The following is a 23786-nucleotide window of genomic DNA, read 5'->3' on the forward strand; positions in this document are numbered from 1 at the left end:
ATCTATGGTCCGCCGTCCGTCCGCGCTGGCGATCGCACTGGTGGGAGCCGCGTTCGCCGTGCTGCTGCTGCAACTGTTCGCGCTGCCCCTCCTGCTGCTGCCGCTCGACCCGCGCTGGGCGTGGCTGCTCGTCCCGGCCGCCCTGACCACCGTCCCGCTGTGGTCGCTCATCCACGAGGCGATCCACGGCACCCTGCTGCGCGAGCGCGGCTGGAACGACCGGCTCGGCCGCGCGCTCGCGGTCGGCTACGGCGGCCCGTTCACCCTGCTCAAGGCCGGCCATTTGCTGCATCACCGCTACAGCCGCACCCAGCGCGAGCGCACCGAGGTCTACGATCCGCGGAAGACGAGCTGGCTCGCGGCCGCGCGTACGTACTACCCGCGGCTGCTCGGCGGGCTGTACCTCGCCGAGCTGCTCTCGGTCCTGCTGGTCGTGCTGCCCCGCCCCGGCTGGCGCATGCTGGTGCGCCGGACCGACTCGCTGGACTCGGTGACCGGCCTGCTCCTGGAGCGCGTGGCCCGCCGCGACAACCTGCGCAGGTTCCGCCTCGAGGCGATCGCGATCGTCGTGACGTACACGGGAAGCACCCTGGCCTACGGACGCCACGCCTGGCTGCTGTGGAGCGCGGTCGGCGCGCGGGCGCTGATCGTGTCGCTGGCGGACAACGCGTACCACTACCGGACCCGCCTGGAGCGCCCCCTGGACGCGATGAACCTGGCCCTGCCGCGCCCGCTGGAGTTCTTCGTTCTGGCGTTCAACCTGCACAACGTCCACCACCGCCACCCCGGCCTGCGCTGGCACGAGCTGCGCGCCGCGTTCGCCGCCGACCGCGACGAGATCCACCTGGGCTGGTTCACCGCGCTCGCCCGCCAGTTCCAGGGCCCGATCCCGCTGACCGCCGACGACGTGCGCCCCCTGCCACCCGCCGATAAGGTTCCACAATGGACAGCCGAGATGTCGGGCGCGCCCTCGACGAGTCCCTGACCCTCCTGTCGCCACTCGTCACTCGTGACTGGTCGGCGCCGGCCGGCGAGCTGACCTGGACCTGCCGGCAGACCGCCGAGCACCTGGCCCACGACCTGACCGCGTACGCGACCCAGCTCGCGGCCCGCGCGGACGAGCGGTACCTCCCCCTGGACCTCGTCGTGCGCCCCGGCACCGACGCCCGCACGGTCCTGCGGATCACGGCCGCGTGCGCCCGCCTGCTCCGCCTGGAACTGGACGCGGCGGGCCCGGAGGCGCGCGCCTGGCACTGGGGCCCGACCGATCCCACGGGCTTCGCGGCCCTGGCGGTCAACGAGATCCTGGTCCACACTTGGGACATCGCGCAGGGCCTGGGTTCGTCCTGGACCCCGCCGGCGAACCTGGCGTCCGCGGTCCTGCGGCGTCTCTTCCCGGCCGTACCCCACGACGCCGACCCGCACGCGGGCCGCACCCTGCTCTGGGCAACGGGCCGAATCGCGCTGCCGAACCACCCGCGCCGCGACTCCTGGGTCGTCAAGGCGACCCGGTAGCCGCGAACCCAACGACCCGCAACGCGTCACCCGACCGCCGCGGTGCCCAGCTCCGTCGGTCGCCGACCTCTGGGACCGGCCGGCCCGGGACGACGGGGCGAACGCCTCTGGGGCGTAGGGCGGCGGCGGGGACACCATCGAGGCGTGCGAAGGCTGCTCGTGGTTCTGCTCGGCTTCGTCGGGGTGACGGCGGTCGGCGGCGCGGTCGCGATGGCGTTCGGGGCGTTGCCCGGCGCGTGGCTGGACGGCATCCCGCTCGTCGACTCCTGGCTGCTGCCCGGCCTGGTGCTCGGTCTCGGGTTCGGTGCCGGGTCGCTGATCACCGCCCTGCGCATCGGGCAACGGTGGGCAAGCGCAGCGGCCGCGGCGCTCGGGCCGGGCTGGTGGTCTGGATCGGGCTCGAGGTCGCGTACCTGCCCGAGTTCTCCTGGCTCGAGCCGCTCTACGGGCTCATCGGGGCGGCGCTGATTCTGCTGGCCTGGCGGTCGTCGCCGGCGCCCGGTGATCCGGACGGCGAAGTCCGCCTCCCACCGGCCGCGGGCCCGGTCACACCCCTACGGCGGCGAGGCGGTTTGCCGGAGGCGTCAGGAACTCCGGCATGCTGTGCATCGTGGACACCTCCCCCTCCTTCAGGCTCGCCGAACTGCCCGGCGTCGCCGCCGACATCGCCGAACAGTTGACCGCGGCCGGGTTCGCCGAGGCGCCGCACCTGCGCCAGACGCTCGCCCTGGCCGAGGAGGCCGGCGAGTTCGTCGGCGCGGTACGCCGCCACTACGGCCTGGCCCGCCGCTCCGGCTCCTTCGCCGACGTCGAGGCCGAGCTCGCCGACGTGGTGATCACCGCGTTCGTCACCGCGCACACCATGGGCATCGACCTGGAGCGGGCGGTCGCGGCGAAGCTCGGCGTCGTGTACTCCCGCGGTTGGCGGGAGGCGCCGTGAGCTGGCTGGAGATCGTCGGGTGGGCCGGCTCCGCGCTGCTGGTCTGGTCGCTGCTGCAGCGGCGGCTGCTGCGCCTGCGGGTGCTCAACCTGGTCGGGTCCGTCGTGCTGGTCGGCTACAACACGGGGGTCCGCGTCTGGCCGATGGTGGGACTCAACCTCACGCTCGCCATCGTCAACGTCTGGCAGCTGTACTCCCTGTTGCGCACCCGCCACGACGAGCGCATCTACCAGGTGGTGGAGGTCGCCACCGACGACAACTTCCTCGCCCACGTGCTGCGCGTGCACTGGGCCGACATCGCCCGGTTCAACCCGCACTTCCGCTTCGACGACGAGCGGCGCCTGGCGTTTCTGACCCTCAACGGCGACGAGATCGTCGGCGTGCTCATGCTCCGGCCGGACCCCGCCGACCCCGGGGTGGCGCAGGTCGACCTCGACTACGTCACCCGGCGCTACCGCGACCTGAGCCCGGGCGAGTTCGTCTTCCGCCGCAGCGGCCAGCTCACCGCGCACGGGTTCCGCCGGGTGCTCACACCGCCGGGCATGGTCGCCCCGTACTACGCGCGCCTGGGGTTCCGGCCGAGCGGGGACCGGTACGAGCTGGACCTGGCTTCTCATTAGCTCTGCTAACGAGGTATTATTCGCCGGGTGGAGAACGAGGACCTGGCCGAGGCGCTGTCCGCCGAGCTCAACGGCGTGCGCCGGGTGCTGCGGCGGCGGGTGCGGGCCGGATTCGCGGTCCCGGCGCTGACCGGCAGCCAGGTCGAGCTGCTGCGGCTGGTCGAGGCCGAGCCGGGGACCGGGGTCTCGGCCGCGGCGGCGCAGCTGCACCTCGCCGGCAACTCGGTCAGCACCCTGGTCAACCAGCTCACCGAGGCCGGCCTGCTGCGCCGCGAGCGGGACCCGGCCGACCGCCGCTCGGCGCGGCTGTTCCTCACCGAGTCCGCGGCCGCCCGCCTCAAGGCCTGGCGCGAGGCGCGCGTCTCGCTGCTGGCGGGCGCGCTGGACGGTCTCGATGCGGACGAACGGCAGGCACTGGCTTCGGCGGTACCGGTGCTGGCGCGCCTCGCCGGCCTGCTGGCCGACGACAAGTCCTTGCCTAGTATCCTAGGACGCGATACGGAGGGAGGTGCCGATGACGCCGGCCGTTGAGATTCGCGGGCTGCGGCACCGGTTCAAGGAGACCCTGGCCGTCGACGACCTTTCGCTCAGCGTGCGGCCGGCCGAGATCTTCGGGCTGCTCGGGCCGAACGGCGCCGGCAAGACCACCACGATCCGGGTCCTGACCACGCTGCTGCCGCCGCAGGCGGGGCAGGTCGCGGTGTTCGGGCTGGACGTGCGGCGCAACCGGATGGCGGTGCGGCGCCTGATCGGGTACGTCCCGCAGGCCCTGTCCGCCGACGCGGCCCTCAGCGGCCGCGAGAACGTTGCCCTCTTCGCCCGCCTCTTCGACGTGCCCCGGGCCGAGCGCAAGACCCGCGCCGCGGCCGCGATCGAGGCGATGGGCCTGGCCGAGGCCGCCGACCGTCCGGCCGCGACGTACTCCGGCGGGATGATCCGCCGCCTGGAGCTCGCGCAGGCGCTGGTGAGCGCTCCGCGGCTGCTGGTGCTCGACGAGCCGACGATCGGGCTCGACCCGGTGGCGCGGGCGGGGGTGTGGGAGCGGATCACCCGGGTGCGCGCCGAGACGGGCATGACGGTGCTGGTCACGACGCACTACATGGAGGAGGCCGAGGAGTACTGCGACCGGGTGGCGCTGATGCACCGCGGCCGGGTCCGGGCCCTCGGCACGCCCGCGGAGCTGATCGCGTCGGCGCAGGGGGAGAGCCTCGACGACGTCTTTCGCGAGTACACGGGGGACGACCTCGATTCAGGAGGGATCAGCGATGTCCGCGCAGCTCGCCGCGCCGCACGCCGCCTCGGCTGACCTGCGGCCGGCCAACCCGGTGCGGGTCCTGTTCACCCGCGTCTTCGCCATGTGCCTGGTGGAGCTGCAGAAGCTGCGACGGGACCGGACCGAGGTCATCACCCGGGCGATCCAGCCGGCCCTGTGGCTGATCATTTTCGGGCAGACGTTCACCCATCTGCGGGCGATCCCGACCGGCGGCATCCCGTATCTGGACTTCCTGGCCCCGGGCATCCTGGCCCAGTCGGCGCTGTTCGTATCGATCTTCTACGGCATCCACATCATCTGGGAGCGCGACGCCGGCGTGTTGGCGAAGCTGATGGTGACGCCGACGCCGCGGGCGGCGCTGGTCACCGGGAAGGCGTTCGCGGCCGGGATCCGGTCGCTCGTGCAGGCGGTGGTCGTGATCGTGCTGGCCGCCGTCCTGGGCGTCGCGCTGACGACCAACCCGCTGCGGCTGCTCGGCACCGCGGTGGTGCTGGTCCTGGGCTCGGCGTTCTTCTGCTGCCTGTCGATCACCCTGGCCGGCCTGGTCCTGAAGCGGGACCGGATGATGGGTATCGGTCAGGCGATCATGATGCCGCTGTTCTTCGCGTCGAACGCGCTCTATCCGGTCTCGGTGATGCCGGGCTGGCTGCGCGTGCTCAACCACGTCAACCCGCTCAGCTACGAGGTCGACGCGCTGCGGGGCCTGCTGATCGGCACGCCCGCGCGGCTGCTGCTCGACTTCGGCGTCCTGATCGCCGCGGTGGCGGTCGCCGTGTTCACGGCCTCGGGGATTCTGGGCCGGCTCACCCGCTGAGAAGTCGTTGTCACAGAAGGGTGATCCACACGCGCTGTCATCACAAGCCGGTGATGGCCTACGATGCGTACCCATGACGGATGGTGTCGGGGCCGACGAGCTGCCCGGCTGGTCGGAGCGGATCGACACGACCACGGCGCATCCCGCCCGGCGATACAACTACTGGCTGGGCGGCAAGGACAACTTCGCCGCCGACCGCGAGTCCGGCGAGGCGATCGCCCGGGTCTATCCCGCGATCCGCACGACGGCGCTGGAGAACCGCTACTTTCTGCAGCGGGCGGTGCGTTTCCTGGCCGGTGAGGCGGGCGTGCGGCAGTTCCTCGACATCGGCACCGGCATCCCGACGGCGGACAACACCCACGAGGTGGCCCAGTCCGTCGCGCCCGACTCCCGGATCGTCTACGTCGACAACGACCCGATCGTGCTCACGCACGCGCGGGCCCTGCTGAGCAGCACTCCCGAGGGCGCGACCGCGTATATCGACGCGGACCTGCGCGACCCCGAGGACATCCTGGCCGACGAGAGCCTGCGCAAGACGCTGGACTTCAACCGGCCGATCGCCCTCATGCTCATCGCGATCGTGCACTTCCTGTTCGACGAGCACAAGCCGTATGAGGTGGTGAGGACGCTCGTCGATGCGCTCCCGTCAGGCAGCTACGTCGTCATGACCCACGGCACCGTCGACCTCAGTGACCCCGCGGCCCGCGAGTTCGCCGAGCGCGAGATCCGAGCCGGCCGCCTGAAGGTCGACGCCGTCCCCCGCACCAAGGACGAGGTAGCGGCGTTCTTCACCGGCCTGGAGATCGTCGAACCGGGCATCGTGCCGGTCACGGCCTGGCGCAACCCGGTTCCGGAGGAGCAGCGCCCACCGCTGGTCGACACCGCGATATACGGCGTGGTCGCCCGCGTTCCGTGACGTCCTGACCACGGCTGGGGTTGCCCGGCGCGGGAACACGCTACCGGGCGCATCGGGCGCGATCGGACGCGACCGGGTGGTACTCAACGCCCCGCAACGCCGGGGCCCGCGTCCACGAACGTGATCGCTATCGAGGGTGAGGCTGGACCGTCCCACGCGGGTGCGACGCGGCGGCCGCGGGGCCGGTCGAGCCGCGGACGGTCAGGTGGACCGGCAGCATGACCTGCTGGCGGGTGGTTGGCGGCGGGGCGGTCGTGCGGTCCAGGCGGGACAGCAGCATCGAGACCGCCACGCGGCCGGCCTGTTCGATCGGGGCGGCCAGGGTGGTCAGCGGGGGGTGGCAGAAGTCGGCGCCGAAGATGTCGTCGCAGCCCACCACGCTCAGGTCCGCCGGCACGCGGACGTGGCGTTCGCGCAGGCGTTGCAGGATGCCGATCGCCAGCAGGTCGTTGAAGACGATGCAGGCCGTCGCGCCGGTGTTGAGGACCGCGTCGGCGGCTGCGGGGCCGGAGCCGCGGCCGGAGGGGAACGGGCCGACCCGGGTGAAGGTCAGGTGGTGGCGGGCGGCCACGTCCTGCATCGCGTGCCAGCGGGCCTCGTTGGGCCAGGAGCGCTGGGGGCCCGACACGTAGGCGATGTCGCGGTGACCCAGTGACAGCAGGTGCTCGGCGGCCTGGTGGATGCCGGCGGGCGTGTCGATGATGGCGCTGGGCACGCCGCGGACGTTGCGGTTGATGGTGACCAGGGGGATCTCGCCGGCCAGGCGGGACAGTTCGCGGTCGGGGAGGCGGGACGCGGCGAGGATGGCGCCGTCCAGGGAGCGGCGCATCTTGTGCAGCATCTCGGCCTCCAACTCGCCGGAGTCCTCGGTGTCGATGAGCAGCTGGGCGTAGCCGGCCGCCTTGAGCTGCTGCTGGGTGCCGCGGATCACGCCGAAGTAGAACGGGTTCGTCACGTCGGAGACGAGCACGGCGATGGCGCGGGTGCGGCCGGAGGACAGGGCGCGGGCGGGGGAGCTGGGCACGTAGCGCAGTTCGCGGGCGGCGGCCTCGATGCGTTCGCGGGTGGCGGCGTTGACGCGGCCGGGGTTGTTCAGGGCTCTGGAGACCGTGGAGGCCGCCACGCCGGCGGCCGCGGCGATGTCGTTGATGGTGACCGGGCGTTCCCGATCGGCGCGGGGCATGCGCGACATGCAAGCAGATTTGGCAAACGATGGCAACCGATTGCCACCCGTTCAGCTGCGCTGATAGCGTCCGCAACCGATCGGCCGTCAATCAGCTTCAATGCGCCGCCGACACCCCCGGCAAGACCCGGCGACGCCCGCTCACGCAGGAGTGGACACCCCATGAACCGATTGAAGATCATCGCCGTCGGTGCGGCCGTGGCGCTGGTCCTCACCGCCTGCGGCGAGGACAGCGCGAGCACCGGACCGGACGGGGCGGGCAAGACGATCAACGTGCTGGTGCAGGCCAACACGATCTACCCGCAGCAGCAGAGGCAGTGGTTCAGCGACACCAGCGACGCGTTCAAGGCCCAGACCGGCGCCGAGGTCAAGTTCGAGACGTTCGCCTCCGCCAACGAGGAGCTGACGAAGATCCAGACGTCGGTGGTGTCGGGGCAGGGGCCGGACGTGTACTCGCTCGGCACGACGTTCACCCCGACCGCCTACGCGACCGGCGCGTTCCTGGAACTGCGGGACGCCGACTGGGCCAAGGCCGGCGGCAAGGAGAACTTCGTCCCGGCGGCGCTGGGCGTCTCCGGGCCCGACGCCCAGCACCAGGTCGGCATCCCGTTCACCAGCCGGCCGTTCGTCATGGCGTACAACACCGAGCTGCTCAAGGCCGCCGGCATCGACAGGCCCGCCGACAGCTGGGACGGGCTGCGCGAGCAGGCCAGGAAGCTCACCGCCGGCGGCACCCACGGCATGGCGATCGCCTACGCCGACGGCTTCGACCCGTGGAAGTTCATCTGGGCGATGTCGGTGCAGGCCGGCAACCCGCTCGTGGCCGGCCGGAAGGCGTCGCTGGACGACCCCGCGACGCTGAAGGCCTACCAGACGTACCTCGGCTGGCTGGCCACCGACAAGGTCGTCGACCCGGCCGCGGTCGGCTGGAAGAACGCCCAGGCGATCGCCGAGTTCGGCGCCGGCAAGGCCGCGTTCCTGCCGATGGTGTCGGCGACGTCCAAGGTCACCCTGGACAAGTCGCAGGTCGCCGGCAAGTACGCGTACGCGGTCATGCCCACGGTCCCGCCCGGCGCCACGAGCCGGCCGGGCGGCGGGGTCGGGGCGACGAGCATCCTGTCGGGCGACAACCTGGTCGTGGCGAAGTACAGCAAGCACAAGGACCTGGCGCTCGCCCTGGTCAAGCTGCTGACCAGCGCCGAGCAGCAGAAGTCGTACTACAGGACGTTCGGCGAGCTGCCCACGAATGCGGCCGCGGCCAAGGAGCTGCAGGCCGACCCGGCCCTGGCGGCGATCGTGGACTCGGCGTCGAAATCGGCCGGCACGCCGTTCAACGGCGGCTGGAGCAAGGTGCAGCTGGCCCTGCTCAACGTCGTCGTGCAGTCGATCCCCGACCTCAAGGCCGGCAAGGTCGACGACGGCAAGCTCAGATCCCTGGTCAGCGCCGCCCAGAAGGACGCGCAGAGCGCCGTGGACGAGGCCAGATGAGCAAGGCCGTCTCCCGGCGCCGGCGTCCACTGTGGATGCTGGCGCCGGGCGGCGTGCTGATGGTCGTGGTCATCCTGGTGCCGCTCGCGGTGGCGCTGCTGGTGTCCACACTGGACCTGAACCAGTACACGCTGCGGCAGTGGACCGATGCCCCCGGCGTGGGCATCGGCAACTACGTCGAGGCGTGGACCGGCACCGCGCTGCCGCACGCGATCCGGGTCACCGCCGGCTACGCGGTCATCGTCACCCTCGCCGCGGTGCCGATCGGCCTGGCCGCGGCGCTGGCCACCCAGCAGCGCTTCGCCGGCCGGGCACTGGTGCGCTCGGCGTTGCTGATCCCGTACGTGCTGCCGGCGTTCGTGGTGGGCACGGTGTGGCGCACGATCCTGGCGCCGGGTGGCCCGGCCGGGCACCTGCTCGGCGAGGACTACCTGTGGCTCAACGGCCCCCGCAGCTACTGGGCCCTCGTCGCGGTGCAGCTGTGGACGTCGTGGCCGCTGCTGTATCTGCTCGCGCTGTCCGGCCTGCAGGGTATCGACGACGACGTGTACGAGGCCGCCGCGCTCGACGGCGCCGGCTGGTGGGCGAAGCTCACCCACGTCGTCCTGCCGCACCTGCGCGGGGTGCTGGGCCTGGGCATGGTCATCGAGTTCCTGCACACCCTCAACAGCTTCACGCTGCCGTACGTGCTCTTCGGCGTCCCCGCCCCGCACGACGTCGAGGTGCTGCCGGTGCTGACCTACGTGGAGAGCTTCCAGAACTTCAAGTTCGGGCTCAGCGCGGCGATGGCGGTGCTGTCGCTGATCCTGGTCGCGGTCCCGCTGTCGGTGTACCTGCGAGCGGTGCGGCTCAACCGGAGCGAGGGCTGACATGAAGACTGACGTGCAGCGGCTCCTGCCCCGCTGGCTGCAGGCCGTGGTGATCGCCGGGCTGCTGGTGTTCGCGCTCACGCCCGTGCTGTACATGCTGTTCGCCAGCGTCAACGACGACCTCGCGGTGGCCCGCGGCGACTTCTGGCCCAGCGCCTTCCACCCCGGCAACTACGCCGGCATCTGGGACACCGTCGCGCTCGGCGACGGCCTCGTCAACAGCGTCCTCGTCGCCGGCAGCGTCGCCGTCGTCTCCGCGCTGGTGTCGGTCGCGACCGCGTACGTCCTGGTCCGGTTCACCTTCTTCGGGCGGGGCCTGGTCCTGCGCGGGCTGCTGGCACTGCAGAGCATCCCCGGCACGCTCCTGCTGCTGCCGGTGTTCGTGCTGTTCGCGAACCTGGCCCGGGTGCTGGGCATCGACGTCATCGGCACCCGGTGGGCGCTGTTCGTCACCTACCTGACGTTCGCGCTGCCGTTCTCGACCTGGGTGATGGTGACGTACCTGCGCGGCCTGCCCCACGAGCTCGACGAGGCCGCCCGCCTCGACGGCGCCTCCTCCTGGCGGATCCTCGCCTCCATCGTCATCCCGCTGAGCTGGCCCGGCCTCGTCGTGTCGGCCATCTTCGCGTTCCTGCTCGGCTGGAACGACGTGCTGTTCGCCTCCGTCATCACCGACGCCGACACCCGCACCGCCGCGGTGGCGCTGCAGGTGTTCGGGGCGACCCAGGAGGGCGGGGCGATCCCGCTCTACGGGCAGCTGATGGCCTCCGCACTCGTGTGCGCGCTGCCGGTGGTGGTGCTGTACCTGGCGTTCCAGCGGTTCCTCGTCGGTGGCCTCACGGCCGGAGGGGTGAAATGACCGTGCTCAACGTGGCGATCGTCGGCAGCGGGATCATCGGCGCCAACCATGCCGAGGCGATCGCCCGCCATCCGCGGCTGCGGGTGGCCGCGCTCGTCGACGCGCGGATCGAGGCCGCCGAGGCCCTCGCCGCGCGGCTCGACCCGCGCCCGTCGGCCCACCTGACCCTCACCGAGGCCCTGGCAACAGCGAAAATCGACATCGTTTCCATCTGTACGCCCAGTGGCCTGCACATCGCCGCGGCGCAGGAGTCCCTGGCCGCCGGCGCGCACCTGCTCGTCGAGAAGCCCCTCGACACCGACCTGGCCAAGGCGCGGGCGTTCGCGAAGGTCGCCGCGGAGGCGGCCGGCCGCGGCCTGGTCAGCGCCGTGGTCAGCCAGCACCGCTTCGACCCGGCGATCGCCGCCGTCCTGCGGGCGGTCCGCGCCGGGCGGCTCGGGAAGCTCACCTCGGCCGTGGCGTCGATGCCGTGGTGGCGCGACCAGGCGTACTACGACTCCGCGGACTGGCGTGGCACGTGGGCGTTCGACGGCGGCGGGGCCCTGGCCAACCAGGGCATCCACCTCGTCGACCAGCTGCTGGCCCTGCTCGGCCGGCCCGCCGAGGTCTACGCCCGCACCGCCCTGGTCAGCCACGAGCGGATCGAGGTCGAGGACCTCGCCGCCGCCACGATCCGCTTCGAGTCCGGGGCCCTGGCGGTGCTGCACGCCACCACGTCCGCCCGGCCCGGGCTGCCGGTCCGCCTCGCCGTGCACGGCACCGAGGGTTCGGCGATCCTGCACGACGACCAGCTGGAGTACTTCCACACCGCCGCCGACCCCGCCCTCACCGCCGCCGATCTGGTGCCGCCGGAGGAGCTGTACGGGGCCGCGAAGGCGCCCGACGGGTTCGTGACCGGCCACCTGCGCCAGTACGCCGACATCGTCGAGGCCATCGAGACCGGCCGGGCACCGGGGGTACCGGTGCGGGACGGGCTGCTCGCCCTCGGCCTGGTGCGGGCCGTCTACGTCTCCGCGGCGCTGGGCCGTGCCGTGGTTTTCGACGAGGTTCTCGACGGCGCCCTGGACGACGTCGAGCCGCACACCCAGGGAGTGACGCCGTGAGGTTTTCGGTCTTCACCGCCTCGACACCGGACTGGACCCCGCAGCAGGCGGTCGCCGAGCTGGCCGCGCAGGGCTGGGACGGCGTCGAGTGGCGCATCACCGACCAGGAGCACACCGAGGTCCCCGGCTTCTGGGCCGGCAACCGGGCCACGTGGCCGCTGAGCGGGCTCGAGGAGCGCCTCGCCGACATCGGCACCCTGACCCGCGGCGCCGGCCTTGCCTACTCGGGCCTCGGCGGATACGCGCGCTGCTTCGAACGCACCGACGTCGCCCGGCTGCTGGCCGCCACCGCCACCCTCGGCGCCGGCCGGGTCCGGGTCACCATGCCGCTGCTGGCCACCGGCGACTACCGCGACCTGTTCGCCGGGGCCCGCAAGGACCTCGAGTGGGCCACCGCCGAGGCGGCCCGCCTCGGCGTCGCCGTCCTCGTCGAACTGCACCACGAGACGATCGCCTCGTCGGCGTCGGCGGCGCTGCGCCTCGTCGACGGCCTCGACCCGGCGGCCGTCGGGGTCATCCACGACCTCGGCAACCTCGTCATCGAGGGCCACGAGGACCACCGGGCCGCGTTCCAGCTGCTCGGGCCGTATCTGCAGCACGTCCACGTCAAGAACGTCGCCTGGCACCGGGCCGGCACCGGCCCCGACGGGACCGTTTCGTGGCGGCCCGCCTGGGCGACGCTGCGGGACGGCCAGGCCGACGTCGGCGCCTACCTGCGGGCCCTGCGCGAGCACGGGTACGACGGCTGGGTCACCCTGGAGGACTTCTCCACGGCGCTGCCCCTGGCCGAGCGTACCCGCGACAACCTCGCGTACGTGAAGGGTCAGCTCGGGCTGAGCTCGTGACGGGTGAAGCGCAGCCCGTCCGTTGACGTGTACACCGCCGTGCGGTCGAAGGCGGTGTACACGCCGGGCGCGGTGACCCGGACCGGCTGGCGCAGGTCGTCGATCTGCTCCAGCCCGCGCACCGGCGCCGGCTTGGTGTAGGCGCCGCCGTCGTGGCCGGCGAACCACTCGCCCGGGTTGTTCACGACCGTCAGCACGATGTGGGTGCCATCGGCAAGCAGTCAGCGGAACAGGCTCACCAGCGTGCGGATGAGGTGCCCGTCGTGGCGCTCGTCGACCCACGTCGCCGTCTCCAGGGGCCGGCCCGCGTCCCGGGCGCCCTGGCAGTACTGCAGGACCTCGCCGGCCGTCGGCTGGTCCGTCACCGCCAGCACCCCGTCGGCGCGCACCGTGTACGCGGCGTCCTCGGCCGCCAGCACCGCGACCCGCCCGTCGTCGTCGTGCCGGGCGGCGACCACGATCCGCCACCGCCCCTTCGTCACAACCATCACGTCGTCCTGCCGCCCGACCTGCAGGTTGCCGCGGGCCAGCGCCCGGCTCACCGAGTCCTCGTAGGCGAGGCCCAGCACCCGCCGCTCCCGCCGCGGGTCGGCGACCGACTCCACCCGCTGCCGCTGGTCCTGCGGCAGCCCGCCGAGCAGCGCCGCCAGCGCCGAGTCGGACAGCCCCGCCACCACCGGGGCGAGCCGATCGGTCGGCACCATCGGCACCAGGCCGGCGGCCTCGTCCAGCGGCACCCCGCGGATGACCTCGAACAGGTGCTCCGGCCCGAGCGCCCGGATCAGCCCGCGCCGCGCCTCCGGCCTGAGCGCCGGCACGATCCGGACCAGGTCGGCCGGCCGCATCGCGGCGGTGACCACCGGCAGCCGCTCGGCGGGCATGGCCATGAGCAGCCCTGCCGCCGACTTGGGCGGTGAGCTGCGGATCATCGCGACCAGCTGTGTGACGGGCATCATCCCACCGGGCAGCATCAGCCGTTCATACACCCGCCGCGGCCGCCCGGAACATGGTCCGCCCGGCCGGGCTTGCCAAGCCGTACAGTCTCAAGGTGTGAGCTTCGAGGTTCGCGCGGACGCGTACGGCCGATTCATGGGCCGCTACTCCGAACCCCTCGCCGCGCAGTTCGCGGCCCTGGCCGACCCCTCGCCGGGCCGGCGCGCCCTGGACGTCGGCTGCGGCCCCGGCGCCCTGACCGCGCAGCTGGTCACCCGCCTGGGCACGGCCGCGGTCTGCGCCGTCGACCCGTCCCCGCCCTTTGTCGCGGCGACTCGGTCCCGCTTCCCCGGCCTCGACGTCCGCCAGGCCTCCGCCGAGTCCCTGCCGTTCGGCGCCGCGACCTTCGACGTCACGCTGGCCCAGCTGGTCGTGCTCTTCATGACCGACCCGGTGGCCGGCCTGCGCGAGATGGCCCGCGTCACCCGCCCCGGCGGCATGGTCGGCGCCTGCGTCTGGGACCACTCCAGCGGCGGTACCGGCCCGCTGTCGACATTCTGGCGCGCGGTCCTGGACCTCGACCCGTCCGCCCGCGACGAGTCCGGCCTGGCCGGCGTGCGGGAGGGGCACCTGGCGGAGCTGTTCGCGGCGGCCGGCCTGCGCGACATCGAGCCGGCGGTGCTGAGCGTCCGCTCGACGTTCGCGAACTTCGACGAGTGGTGGGAGCCGTACACGCTGGGCGTCGGCACGGCGGGCGACCACATGCAGTCCCTGGACCCGGCCGGCCGCGAGAAGCTCCGGACCCGGTGCGCGGCCCTGCTCCCGCCGGACGGCCCGTTCGAGGTCACCGCGTCGGCCTGGACCGTCACCGCCACCGCCTGACATCGCCGGACGTTGGAGGCCGCGCACCGTGACCGAGTGGACCAACGACATGGCCATCCAACAGTGGGGGACGATGCCCCGCACCCTGTTGGAGGAGATGGCCCACGACGGCGACTTCGCCAAGCGCCACCTGATCAACCCCGTCCTGCTGCGCATGCTCGGCGACCCGGCCGGGCAGCGGGTGCTCGATGCCGGCTGCGGCAACGGCTACCTCAGCCGCGCCCTGGCCGGGCAGGGCGCCGAGGTCGTCGGCGTCGAGCCCGGCCAGTCGCTGTTCGACTTCGCCGTGGAGCGGGAAACCGTTGCGCCGCAAGGCATCCAGTACGTGCAGGCCGACCTGTGCGCCCTGCCGGACCTCGGCGGCCCGTTCGACGCCGTGGTCGCCAGCATGGTCCTGCCCGCGATCCCGGACTGGACCGGCGCCATGCGGGCCTGCGTGCACGCGCTCAAGCCCGGCGGGCTGTTCGTGTTCACCGTCAACCACCCCTGCTTCGAGCAGCTGTGGTCGTCGTGGCGCCGGCACGGTGCGTACCGCACCGACCGCTACCTCGGGGAGTACGAGATCCCCGGGCCCAGCGGCGTCGACTTCCACCGCACCCTCTCGACCTACCTCAACCAGCTCGCCGGCCTGGGCTGCCACCTGACCGAGATCGCCGAGCCCGGCCTGGCGCCCCAGCTCGCCGCGGACGGCCCCGACGGCATCGACGCCTACGTCCACCTGCCGAATTTCCTCGTCGTCGCCGCCCGCCGCGGCGATATTCAGCACGGCACCCTGCCGAGGACGACGTGATCCTCGCGGACCTCACCGACCATGGCGAATCCGGACCGGTCGACATCGCGGCAGAAGGGGAGGTCTCCGGACAGGTCGACGCGCTCGGACGCGGGCAGTCGCGCATAGGCACGCGCATGCTCGGCGGCGCCGTCCGCGATGCCCGCCACCAGGTCCGCCCGCGCCGGGGTTGACCCGTCCAGAAGTCCACCCAGGTACCTCGCACAGGCCCAGTCCTCGGCGGTCCGCCCGGTGCAGACGAGCGTCCACGCAGTGCCGGCGTGGTGGCTCGCGATCCATCGGGCGGTGGCCCCGACGTTCGGCGCCGACACCGCGAGCAGCGCCGCCGGGTCCGGACACCGGGCGAGCCCGAGCGTGCCGTTGGACGTCGCCAGGATTAGACGCCGTCCGTCGACCGGCGCCGCCGACATCTCCGACGGCGAGTTGCCGTAGTCGAAATCCGCGGGCTTGAGCCCGCCCGCCTCCCCGGCCAGGAGCCGGTCCGGCTGCCGCCGCCGCAGCTCCCGCCCGACCTCGACCGACGGCGCGCAGGCGATCTCCGCCACGCCCCGCTCGAAGGCGACCGCGGCCGTCGTAAAGGCACGGATGACATCGATGACGACAACGACCCGCCCGCCCGGGATCTCGGCGTCCATACCCACGATCGTCACGGCACCCGATCGTTGGCCGGGTAAGCCCGACCGGCAAGGAAATTCTCGCATCGCGACCCGGTAGCCCATGCGGCAGGCGGCGCCTGAGTGGCCTGGCGGCCGTAGGATCGCGGGCGTGTCCGACCTTGCTGTGCGGTTCGCCCGGCTCGCCGGGGAGTACGAGGCCCGGAAGGCGGCGGCGACCGCGGCCGTCGTGCGCTGGGACTGGTACAGCTGGCCGGGTCTTGATCTTCGTCCGTTGCGGTTCGAGCGTGACCTGCTCAAGCCGGGCCGGCGGCTGGACGTGCGGCCGGCGGCGGACCGGGACGTCCTGCGTATCGGGTTCGACGCCGGCGGCCGGGTGGTCGTGATCGAGGAGTACAGCGGCTTCCTCGGTGGGCGCCGGACCGACGAGACGTTCGCCCGCCACGACGGCGACGTGGTCGAGGCGGCGTGCTTCCACACTGACGGGCCCGTATTCCTGCACGAGTACCGTTTCGCGGGCGGACTGATGCGCTCGGCCGACATGGTCGCGCGGGCCGGCTCGGGCCGGGAGTCGTACGCGTACACCGGCGCGAGGATCAGCCGCGTCGAGATCGAGCACGACGCAAGACCGCATTCGGTGCTGACGGCCGAGCACGACGACCGGGGCCTGGTCCGCATCATCGGGACATGGGGTCCGCGACAGCAGTCGGAGGTCCGCTACGAGCGGCCGCCGGTCGGGTTCGACCTCGACGCGGCGACCCGGGCCGTCGAGGACGCCCTCGTCGCGCGGATTCCGCACGCGGCGGCGCGCCTGGCGCTCGACGGGCCCGCGGACTGTGTGGCGCTGAGCTACTACCGGGCTGACCCGCTGACGATCGAGGTCCACGCGGCCACGGCGGACGAGCGCGCCGACCTGTCGGCGGGCGACGCCGAGGCCGCATGGTCGCCGGCGGACTTCGACGCCGTCACCGACGTCGAGCTCGACCCCGACGACGCCGGCCGGGCGCGGCTCGTACGGCAGGAGCTCGCCCTGCTCGACGCCGACGACCACGACACCCGCGCCGGCGCGGCGATCGGCCGCCGGCTGCTGTGCACGGTGGCGGCCCGGCTGAACCTCCGCGACTTCTCGGACGCGCTACCGGTCACCGACGACTTCGTGGTGTACGCGGCCGACCTCGAGCTGGTCGACCTGCGGCAGAATCTGGCGGACTGCCTGCCGCCGGACCGGCTCGCCCGGCTGCGCGAGCGCGGCCTGCTGTGACCGGTGGCGAGTGGGACTCCGACGACGTGCTGGTCGTGGTCGGCACCAATTGGGGCGACTACGAGTCCGCGCTGCGTGAGTGGATGGCGACGGGCCCCGGTCCCCGGCACGGCAGGAGGCCGGAGTCTGCACGGTCTCGATCGACGGGGGAAGCGCTTGCGCTGACGGTGATTCCGCTGGCGTACCGCAACGATCGCGAGTCGCGCGCCATGATCGCGGCCGGGAAGATCGAGTCGCCGTGGCGGGACGTTGCGTGGGACGTCGACAACTGGGGCGAGCCGCCCTGTGAGGTATGCGGGCCGCGCTCCCTCGACCGATCGGTGCCGAATCCGCAGCGGTTGGACCGTTTGGCCGACGGCGTCCTGCGCGTCCTGCCGGCCGGTCCGGTGGACACGCAGGCCGCATCGGCGGTGCTCGCTCGGGTGCCGGAGTTCGCTGATGCGGCCCGTCCCATGGTGCGCCGGCTCGCGGCCGAGGCGCGGTGGGATGCGCTCGACGCGATCGTTGACCTGGCCGCGGCCGCCGAGCTTGTCGACGTCGCCGCGGTGCTGTGCGAGGTGCTCGAATCGGATGCCAGGCCGCCCCGCCCCGGACACCTCGTGGACGCGCTGGGACGGCTCAGGTACGACGACGCCGCCGAGCTGCTGGAGAGCCTGGTCGGGCAGTTCGTGTTCGCGACCGGGGATCTGGCCGACGCCCGGCGATGCATCCGCGCGCTGGCTGCGATCGACAAGTCCAACTCCCGTGTCTTGCTGACGCTCATCTCCTGGAGGGACTGGCCGGGACCCGTTCAACGATGGGCGGCGCAGGAGCTGGAGGCCAAGGGTCAGTACATACCTCTGCCGGGCTCACGGGTGCAATAGGGGCGCGACGACGTCGGCGCGGTTGGTCCACGCGCTGGTGTAGCCCTTCGGGAGGGTGGCGACGTCGGCGGGGGTGTCGAAGCCGGCCGACCAGCCGCCTTCGTAGCGGACCAGGACCAGCGGAGGTCGAGCTCGCGCAACTCGGTCAGGGTGTGCTCGCCGACGGTGCCGGTGCCGTCCGTGCGGCACTGCAGGGTGGCGTCGTGGAAGACAGCGAGCCGGCCGTCGCTGGTGAGCTGGACGTCGATCTTGGCGGCAAACGCCGCGCGCAGCGACGGCAGGGTGTTCCACCTGCGGCGGGTGGATGCGGGTCGCCGTGGTGGTCGTGGCCGGGACCAACTGGGGCGACTACGGGTTTCCGGCCGGTCTGTCCGCGGGCTGACCGGCCGGCACGTGTACGGCCGCGAGGAGATCCCGCAGGGCCTGGGGATCACCGGTGATGACGGCGCCGGCGGCGGTGAGCCCGGTCAGGTCGTCCTCGCCGAACGCGGCGAGGAGGGCGTCCGTCGTGGTGACCAGGACGGCGTCCGGCTCTGCGGGCGGCTCGTGGGTGATCTGCGCGCCGGCCGGCGTGAGGCGGACGCCGAACACCCCGGCGGGGCCGTGGTCGCGTAGTTCGATCCGCAGTGCCGCCCCGGGCCGCCCCGGCGCCGGCGTGTAGTAGGTCCGGATGGTCAGCATGGCGCTGTCCGCGCTCACGAAGCGCTGCTCCGCGGTCGGCGCAGCGGCCAGTGCCCACGTGCCGAGCGCGATCACGATCGGCTCGAGGCCGTGGCCCCACGCGGTCAGCTCGTAGACCCGCGCACCGCCGGGCGGGGGCAGCTGCCGGCGGTGTACGACGCCCGCGTCGGTCAGCTCGCGCAGCCGGTCCGACAGCGCGTTGGGGCTGGCGGTCGGGAGCGCCTGCTGCAGGTCGGTGAAGCGTTTCGGCCCGAGCAGCAGCTCACGCACCACGAGCAGCGACCAGCGCTCGCCCACGATGTCGAGGCCGCGGGCGATGCCGCAGGCCTGTCGATAGCCCCGCTGAGCCGGCATGGACAACCCTTCCCCAAATCCTTGCCCGATCATAGCACTCGCTATTAACCTCATAGTATGGCACTTCGAGGCCGACCGGCACCCTGGTGCTCGGTACCCGCGGAGTCGCTCGGCACCCTCGTCGCCGGGCGCGCGTTCGGGATGAGGCGTGCTACCTGCGCCGGGACGGCCGTGTGTTCGAGACCTACCGGACCGCCGGACGGGCCGCCGGGGGCGATGGCGCCGTCGTACGGGCTGCTCGACTGACCGTCCACGGCCGCCGGGAAGACTGAGCGGACTCACTGGAAGGCCGGTCGCAGCACTTCCGGACCGACGGCGCCGGTGGGTGATGTGCGGGGTCACCGGTTTGGCGGTGCCGGACGGCGGGCAGGGGCGCTTGGTGGCCGTCGAGGGAACCTGGGCGTTGTCGATCGATACGCCGATCGGTGAGCAGAAGGCCGTACTGGTTCTGCATCGTGACGGCGATCGGCTGACCGGGTCGCTCGACTACCGGGCGGCCATGCTGGAGATCGCCGACGGGGTGGTCTCGGGTGACGAGGCCCGGTGGAGCGTCGTCAAGACGCTGAGGATGCCGCTGCGGGCGAAAGTGACGGCCGCGTTCACGGTCACCGTCGAGGGTGACAGCATGCGCGGAAAGGCGGATGCCGGGAAGTTCGGCACCTTCGACGTGCTGGGCCTGCGCGGTTGACGTGTCTGCGGGTTGAATGATCTCCATGGCGGTCCCGAAGCGTTACGGTGAGTCGGTCCTGAGGCGAGAGCGTTCCGGCCAAGGTGTGCGAGTTGCCGCATTCGGTACCACCGCACCGTAGGCGACTGTCAGTGTTCCGGATCGGGGCGCAGGTCGGTCTTGGTGGCGCCGGTGGCTGGGTCGTAGGGGTACGAGAGGTGCTGATGGATCAGCAGCCAGGTGCCGTTTCTGCGCTGGAAGATTCGGGTCCCCCGGGACCAGCTCTCGCTCGCCTGAGCGTCGGTCGGGTTCAGCTGCATCTGATTGAGGCCCCACGCGACGGCGAGATCGCCGTCGACCAGGATCTTCAGGTCGGGAACGGTCCATGTGACGGTGCCGTCGCCGGACGCGTCGAGTCCGGCCTTGCAGACCTCGCGCACGGCTTGGACACCGGTGTACTGCAGCGGCTCCTCGTGTTCGTACGAGATGACGTCGTCGGCGATGGGGGCCATCAGACCGTCGAGGTCTTTCGCGGCCGTGCTGTCGAACCAGCGTTGGTGTAGCCCGCGCAGGTCCTGCGCGACGGTGTCCTGGTCCTGGCCCCGGTCGGGGGTGGGGTCCGCCGCGGTGGCTCCGTCGGTGAGCGCAAAGGAGTGGTGCTCATGGGCGACGACCCACCGGCCGTCCTGCTTGCGCAGGCCGAACGTCAGCCGCAGCCGGTTGTCAGGATTGTCGGCGAAGTCGTGCTCGGTGCCACAGCGCAGCAGGGCGTACGCGAAGGCGACATCGTCGCCGGCGGTGATGACCAGCGACTCGATCTCGAACGAGGCACCCTGGGCCTGCCACCGCAGGAACGGCGGCCAGGTCTGACGGTATGCGTCGAGGCCACGCACGCCCTGATGCGGTGGCGGCACGTCGAACATCACGATGTCCTCGGCGTGCTCGGCAAGGACTGCAGTGAGGTCCCCGCCGTGAACCGCCTCGGCCCAGCGCTCGATCAGGGTACGGATCTGTTCCTCGTTGGTGGACATGCTCGGCTCCGTTCGCGCGGGTTGATGCGTCCGTCAGGACTACAACCCGGGCCGGTCGGCAAAATCATCGCTCGCCCGACGATTCATTTCCCGGTCAGCCGGGCCGGCAGGCCAAAGGCCGGGAAGTCGGCGTCGAGGAACGAGACCACCTCGGCCATCCGCCGGCCGCGGAGCACCACCAGGTCCAGGCCGGCCGGGGCGTACACGCCCTGCTCGTCGTTCCACAGGTATGTGCCGAACGCGAGCTGCCCGTTCGCCCGCGCCGGCAGGAAGCGCCACCGGTGCCGCAGCACGGCGTCGACGAGGAACCCGCGGATCCCGTCGTGGCCTTCGTACCAGACCCTCAGCGGCGGCATGGAGTATCGTGCGTCCTCGGTCAACATCGCCACAATGGCGTCGACGTCACCGGCCTCCCACGCGCTCATGTAGCGCTTCGCCAGCTCCCGCTGCGCAGCCTCGCCCAGCGCGTCGAGAGTCTGGCACTGGCTGGTGTCCGGGAGCAGACCAGCAAGCACCTTGCGGGCCCGCTGCAATGCGCTGTTGACCGCGGGGACCGTGGTGTCCAACAGGTCGGCGGCCTCGCTGGTGGCGTAACCGAGGACATCGCGCAGCAGCAGGACGGCTCGTTGCCGAGCGGACAGGTGCTGCAAGGCGGCGACGAACGCCAACTCCACGCTCTCCCGCGCGACGACGCGGGCTTCCGGACCCAGCCGCGCCGTCCAACCCATCAGCCGATCCGGGTACGGCTCCAGCCACGCCGCCTCCACCAGCGCAACGCCGTCCGGGCTCAGATCGGTGGGCAACTCGCGACGCCCCCGACGCTCGATAATCGTCAGCGACCGGTTCGTCGCGATCTTGTACAGCCACGGCCGGATCGAACCGCGATCCTCGAACCGGTCCAGGCTGCGCCACGCCCGATCCAAGGTCTCCTGGACCGCGTCCTCCGCGTCATGAACCGACCCGAGCATCCGGTAGCAGTGCGCGCGAAGCTCATCCCGCAACGGCCCGACCAAACGGCCGAAGGCATCACCGTCACCCGCCCGCGCCGCCACCAACAACTCCACCACGTCGGACTCGCCAACCCGATGCGAACTACTCCCAGAATCCCCGGCATGGCCCACCACCGTCACGCTACAGCGACAGACGGGCGCACATCGGCAGCGCGCGTCTACGCGTGAGCAGCAGCGGCCTCAGGCGACGCGGCGCAGGTGGGTGACGGCGCTGTCGTGGTTGCGGAACAGGCCCGCGTCCAGGCCGTGGGCCGCCAGGAACGCGGAGGCGTACCCCGTGCCGGTGTCGGCGTCCTGCCAGGTGCCCGGCGGCAGGAACGGCAGGCGGGCCGGCGGGGCGGGCTCGCCGTAGCGGTGGCCGTCGAGGAACTGGAACACGGCCGCCTCGGTGCCGTCGGCCGACAGATAGGCCAGGGCCGGGGCCGGCGAGGTGCGCGGGGAGCGCAGGCGGTGCAGGCTGCCCTGCTGCACGATCGGGCGGATGCGCTTGTACTGCGCGATCAGCGCCGCCGCCTCGGTCTGGTCCTCCAGCGTCCACCGGGGCAGGTCGCCGCCGATGCCGAGGACACCGGCCATCGCCACGTGGAAGCGGAACCGCAGCGGCAGCCGGTTGCCGGTCAGGAAGTTCGGCGCGTCGGTCACCCAGGCGGTCATGGCGCGGGACGGGTACAGCTGCGAAAAGCCCTCCTGGATGTGCAGGCGGTCGCTCGCGTCCGTGTTGTCGCTCGGCCAGACCTGGTCCGTGCGGGCCAGAATGCCCAGGTCGACGCGGCCGCCGCCGGAGGCGCAGGACTCGAAGCGCACGTGCGGGTGGTCGTGGCGCAGGCGGTCCAGCACGGCGTACAGGTTCAGCGCGTGCCGCGAGGACCACAGCAGGTCGCCGTACGGGCCGGGGTCGGTCACCGGGCGGTTCATGTCCCACTTCACGAACGCGATGTCGTACTCGCTCAGCAGCCGGTCGAGCCAGCCGTGCATCCAGGCTGCCACCTCGGGCCGGCCGACGTCGAGGACGAGCTGGTTGCGCAGTTCGTCGCGGGGGTAGCCGGGGGAGTGGTAGACCCAGTCGGGGTGGGCGCGGTACAGGTCGCTGTCCGGGTTGACCATCTCCGGCTCGACCCAGATGCCGAAGCGCATGCCGAGTTCGTGGACGCGCTTGACGAGCGGGCCGAGGCCGTCGGGAAACCGATCGGTGTTGGGCTGCCAGTCGCCGAGGCCCGCGTTGTCGCTGACCCGGTTGCCGAACCAGCCGTCGTCCATCACGAACAGCTCGCAGCCCAGCGCCGCGGCCCGCTCCGCGAGCGCCATCTGGTTGGCCTCGTCGAGCCGGAAGCCGGTCGCCTCCCACGAGTTGTACAGCACCGGGCGAAGCTCCTCGCCGTGCGGGAGCACCGCGCCGCGCACGTAGTCGTGCCAGGCCCGGCTGGCCGCCCCGAAGCCGCCGTCGGTCCACAGTCCGCAGCTCTTCGGAGCCTCATAGGTCGTACCGGCGCGAAGCCGCGCCACCGGCGACTCGTGCCCGGCGCCCAGGTTGGCCACCACCCGGCCGTTCGGCAGCCGCTGCACGTCGGCGCGCCAGGTGCCGGACCAGGCCAGCGCCGCGCTCCACACCTCGCCGTGCGTCTCGGTCGCGGCCCCGTCGTCGACGGCGAACCACGGGTTGTGCATCGGGCTCGTCGTGGTGCGCCGGCTGCCGAGGCGGAGCGTGCCGTCGGGCAGCGCGGTGCGCTCCAGGCGGCTGTCGGCGCCCCAGCGGCCGTGCAGGGTGCTCAGCCGGGTGCCCTCGCGCGGGGGCAGGCACCAGGCGGCGCTGTCGGCCCGCACGACCTCGACGGGCACGTCGGTGCGCAGCTCGGCCCAGCGCTCGACGACGTCGTGGCGCTCGCCGACCCGGTAGTGCAGGGTGAGGCGCAGCGGGCGGGTCTGCTCGGTGTACCGTAGCCGCAGATGCCCGCCGTCGATCTCCGCCGTGCCGAAGACCCAGCGCACGGTCCGCCCGTCGTCGGGGAAGCGCAGCGCCAGGGCCGGCTCGGTGAAGCGCATCCCGGAGTCCGACGGGTACTCCTCCCGCCCGTCGAGGTGGCTCTCCCAGCTGCCCCGCGGCGCGTCGAACGGCACCTTCGCCAGGGCGATCGCGGCCTCGTCGTCGACCGGCGCGCCCCAGTGCGCGGCGAGCGGAACGTCCTGGCCGCCGAGGGAGAGCACGTACGCGCTGCGCGGCGTGCGCAGCACCCAGACGCCCTGGACGGGTGCGGAGATCAGCGGTAAGGACATCCAC

Annotated in this window: 28 protein-coding genes; 19 read left to right on the top strand and 9 right to left on the bottom strand. The window is 72.3% G+C overall.

What is annotated here, in order from left to right; translation table 11 throughout:
- The first annotated feature begins 4 nt into the window (after positions 1-4).
- From ACQPY0_RS23965 to ACQPY0_RS24005, 9 genes are all read left to right on the top strand, one after another.
- Positions 5-985 (top strand): fatty acid desaturase family protein, encoded by a 981-nt coding sequence (locus ACQPY0_RS23965; protein ID WP_432992709.1) that lies wholly within the window; start codon positions 5-7, stop codon positions 983-985.
- Positions 943-1515, top strand: a complete 573-nt coding sequence (locus ACQPY0_RS23970) for a maleylpyruvate isomerase N-terminal domain-containing protein (RefSeq protein ID WP_432992712.1) — start codon at positions 943-945, stop codon at positions 1513-1515. The genes ACQPY0_RS23965 and ACQPY0_RS23970 overlap by 43 nt, the downstream gene beginning before the upstream one ends.
- Before the next feature lie 144 nt (positions 1516-1659).
- Positions 1660-1983, top strand: coding sequence for a hypothetical protein (locus ACQPY0_RS23975; RefSeq protein ID WP_432992715.1), 324 nt, complete (start codon positions 1660-1662; stop codon positions 1981-1983).
- Between the two features lie 130 nt (positions 1984-2113).
- On the top strand, positions 2114-2455 hold the full coding sequence (locus tag ACQPY0_RS23980; RefSeq protein ID WP_432992718.1) for a MazG nucleotide pyrophosphohydrolase domain-containing protein: 342 nt from the start codon (positions 2114-2116) through the stop codon (positions 2453-2455).
- A complete protein-coding gene (locus ACQPY0_RS23985; protein WP_432992721.1) occupies positions 2452-3075 on the top strand; it encodes a hypothetical protein in 624 nt (207 codons plus the stop codon). Before ACQPY0_RS23980 ends, ACQPY0_RS23985 begins: the two co-directional genes overlap by 4 nt.
- A gap of 27 nt (positions 3076-3102) precedes the next feature.
- Positions 3103-3606, top strand: coding sequence for a MarR family winged helix-turn-helix transcriptional regulator (locus tag ACQPY0_RS23990; protein WP_432992724.1), 504 nt, complete (start codon positions 3103-3105; stop codon positions 3604-3606).
- Positions 3590-4381, top strand: coding sequence for an ABC transporter ATP-binding protein (locus ACQPY0_RS23995; protein WP_432992727.1), 792 nt, complete (start codon positions 3590-3592; stop codon positions 4379-4381). The genes ACQPY0_RS23990 and ACQPY0_RS23995 overlap by 17 nt, the downstream gene beginning before the upstream one ends.
- Complete coding sequence (locus ACQPY0_RS24000; protein WP_432992730.1) at positions 4341-5162, top strand: ABC transporter permease; 822 nt, start codon at positions 4341-4343, stop codon at positions 5160-5162. The genes ACQPY0_RS23995 and ACQPY0_RS24000 overlap by 41 nt, the downstream gene beginning before the upstream one ends.
- Before the next feature lie 73 nt (positions 5163-5235).
- A complete protein-coding gene (locus ACQPY0_RS24005) occupies positions 5236-6078 on the top strand; it encodes an SAM-dependent methyltransferase (RefSeq protein WP_432992733.1) in 843 nt (280 codons plus the stop codon).
- A gap of 127 nt (positions 6079-6205) precedes the next feature.
- On the opposite strand, the gene ACQPY0_RS24010 is transcribed toward ACQPY0_RS24005, so the two are convergent.
- On the bottom strand, positions 6206-7261 hold the full coding sequence (locus ACQPY0_RS24010) for a LacI family DNA-binding transcriptional regulator (RefSeq protein ID WP_432992736.1): 1056 nt from the start codon (positions 7259-7261) through the stop codon (positions 6206-6208).
- 162 nt (positions 7262-7423) lie between these two features.
- On the opposite strand from ACQPY0_RS24010, the gene ACQPY0_RS24015 reads away from it, so the two are divergent.
- The 5 genes from ACQPY0_RS24015 to ACQPY0_RS24035 are packed head-to-tail and all read left to right on the top strand — an operon-like array spanning position 7424 to position 12425.
- On the top strand, positions 7424-8749 hold the full coding sequence (locus ACQPY0_RS24015; protein ID WP_432992739.1) for an ABC transporter substrate-binding protein: 1326 nt from the start codon (positions 7424-7426) through the stop codon (positions 8747-8749).
- Positions 8746-9618, top strand: a complete 873-nt coding sequence (locus ACQPY0_RS24020; protein ID WP_432992742.1) for a carbohydrate ABC transporter permease — start codon at positions 8746-8748, stop codon at positions 9616-9618. Before ACQPY0_RS24015 ends, ACQPY0_RS24020 begins: the two co-directional genes overlap by 4 nt.
- A 1-nt stretch (position 9619) precedes the next feature.
- Positions 9620-10477, top strand: coding sequence for a carbohydrate ABC transporter permease (locus ACQPY0_RS24025; protein ID WP_432992745.1), 858 nt, complete (start codon positions 9620-9622; stop codon positions 10475-10477).
- Positions 10474-11580: a Gfo/Idh/MocA family protein gene (locus ACQPY0_RS24030; protein WP_432992748.1), complete on the top strand. Its 1107-nt coding sequence runs from the start codon at positions 10474-10476 to the stop codon at positions 11578-11580. The genes ACQPY0_RS24025 and ACQPY0_RS24030 overlap by 4 nt, the downstream gene beginning before the upstream one ends.
- Entirely contained in the window at positions 11577-12425 is an 849-nt protein-coding gene (locus tag ACQPY0_RS24035; protein ID WP_432992751.1) for a sugar phosphate isomerase/epimerase family protein, read from the top strand. The genes ACQPY0_RS24030 and ACQPY0_RS24035 overlap by 4 nt, the downstream gene beginning before the upstream one ends.
- On the opposite strand, the gene ACQPY0_RS24040 is transcribed toward ACQPY0_RS24035, so the two are convergent.
- Both ACQPY0_RS24040 and ACQPY0_RS24045 read right to left on the bottom strand, forming a co-directional pair.
- Entirely contained in the window at positions 12404-12622 is a 219-nt protein-coding gene (locus ACQPY0_RS24040; protein WP_432992754.1) for a hypothetical protein, read from the bottom strand. The two genes, ACQPY0_RS24035 and ACQPY0_RS24040, sit on opposite strands and share 22 nt — an antisense overlap.
- A 24-nt stretch (positions 12623-12646) precedes the next feature.
- Positions 12647-13396: a magnesium transporter MgtE N-terminal domain-containing protein gene (locus ACQPY0_RS24045; RefSeq protein WP_432992757.1), complete on the bottom strand. Its 750-nt coding sequence runs from the start codon at positions 13394-13396 to the stop codon at positions 12647-12649.
- Between the two features lie 79 nt (positions 13397-13475).
- Between ACQPY0_RS24045 and ACQPY0_RS24050 the strand changes: the two genes are divergently transcribed.
- Both ACQPY0_RS24050 and ACQPY0_RS24055 read left to right on the top strand, forming a co-directional pair.
- Complete coding sequence (locus ACQPY0_RS24050) at positions 13476-14240, top strand: class I SAM-dependent methyltransferase (RefSeq protein WP_432992760.1); 765 nt, start codon at positions 13476-13478, stop codon at positions 14238-14240.
- A 28-nt stretch (positions 14241-14268) separates the two neighbouring features.
- Positions 14269-15030, top strand: a complete 762-nt coding sequence (locus ACQPY0_RS24055; RefSeq protein WP_432992763.1) for a class I SAM-dependent methyltransferase — start codon at positions 14269-14271, stop codon at positions 15028-15030.
- Here the strand turns inward: ACQPY0_RS24055 and ACQPY0_RS24060 are convergent.
- The gene (locus tag ACQPY0_RS24060; RefSeq protein WP_432992766.1) at positions 15000-15665 is read right to left on the bottom strand and encodes a 2-phosphosulfolactate phosphatase; all 666 of its coding nucleotides are present in this window, start codon (positions 15663-15665) and stop codon (positions 15000-15002) included. The two genes, ACQPY0_RS24055 and ACQPY0_RS24060, sit on opposite strands and share 31 nt — an antisense overlap.
- 130 nt (positions 15666-15795) lie before the next feature.
- Between ACQPY0_RS24060 and ACQPY0_RS24065 the strand changes: the two genes are divergently transcribed.
- Entirely contained in the window at positions 15796-16905 is a 1110-nt protein-coding gene (locus tag ACQPY0_RS24065) for a hypothetical protein (protein WP_432992769.1), read from the top strand.
- The gene (locus ACQPY0_RS24070) at positions 16902-17768 is read left to right on the top strand and encodes a hypothetical protein (RefSeq protein WP_432992771.1); all 867 of its coding nucleotides are present in this window, start codon (positions 16902-16904) and stop codon (positions 17766-17768) included. Before ACQPY0_RS24065 ends, ACQPY0_RS24070 begins: the two co-directional genes overlap by 4 nt.
- On the opposite strand, the gene ACQPY0_RS24075 is transcribed toward ACQPY0_RS24070, so the two are convergent.
- Both ACQPY0_RS24075 and ACQPY0_RS24080 read right to left on the bottom strand, forming a co-directional pair.
- On the bottom strand, positions 17732-18202 hold the full coding sequence (locus ACQPY0_RS24075; protein WP_432992774.1) for a glycerophosphodiester phosphodiesterase family protein: 471 nt from the start codon (positions 18200-18202) through the stop codon (positions 17732-17734). The two genes, ACQPY0_RS24070 and ACQPY0_RS24075, sit on opposite strands and share 37 nt — an antisense overlap.
- Positions 18117-18803, bottom strand: a complete 687-nt coding sequence (locus ACQPY0_RS24080) for a winged helix-turn-helix transcriptional regulator (protein ID WP_432992777.1) — start codon at positions 18801-18803, stop codon at positions 18117-18119. The genes ACQPY0_RS24075 and ACQPY0_RS24080 overlap by 86 nt, the downstream gene beginning before the upstream one ends.
- Positions 18804-19149: 346 nt before the next feature.
- On the opposite strand from ACQPY0_RS24080, the gene ACQPY0_RS24085 reads away from it, so the two are divergent.
- Positions 19150-19491 (top strand): hypothetical protein, encoded by a 342-nt coding sequence (locus ACQPY0_RS24085; protein ID WP_432992780.1) that lies wholly within the window; start codon positions 19150-19152, stop codon positions 19489-19491.
- A 128-nt stretch (positions 19492-19619) separates the two neighbouring features.
- Here the strand turns inward: ACQPY0_RS24085 and ACQPY0_RS24090 are convergent, their stop codons facing one another.
- The 3 genes from ACQPY0_RS24090 to ACQPY0_RS24100 all read right to left on the bottom strand — a co-directional run bounded on the left by ACQPY0_RS24090 (position 19620) and on the right by ACQPY0_RS24100 (position 23782).
- The gene (locus ACQPY0_RS24090) at positions 19620-20501 is read right to left on the bottom strand and encodes a YybH family protein (RefSeq protein ID WP_432992783.1); all 882 of its coding nucleotides are present in this window, start codon (positions 20499-20501) and stop codon (positions 19620-19622) included.
- 83 nt (positions 20502-20584) lie between these two features.
- Positions 20585-21553 carry a sigma-70 family RNA polymerase sigma factor gene (locus ACQPY0_RS24095; protein WP_432995368.1) on the bottom strand — a complete coding sequence of 323 codons (969 nt, stop codon included), beginning with the start codon at positions 21551-21553 and terminating at the stop codon, positions 20585-20587.
- A 138-nt stretch (positions 21554-21691) separates the two neighbouring features.
- Complete coding sequence (locus tag ACQPY0_RS24100) at positions 21692-23782, bottom strand: alpha-galactosidase (protein WP_432992786.1); 2091 nt, start codon at positions 23780-23782, stop codon at positions 21692-21694.
- Positions 23783-23786 lie beyond the last annotated feature (4 nt).

It is taken from the genome of Dactylosporangium sp. CA-233914 (assembly GCF_050942935.1).
Taxonomy (GTDB): Bacteria; Actinomycetota; Actinomycetes; order Mycobacteriales; family Micromonosporaceae; genus Dactylosporangium.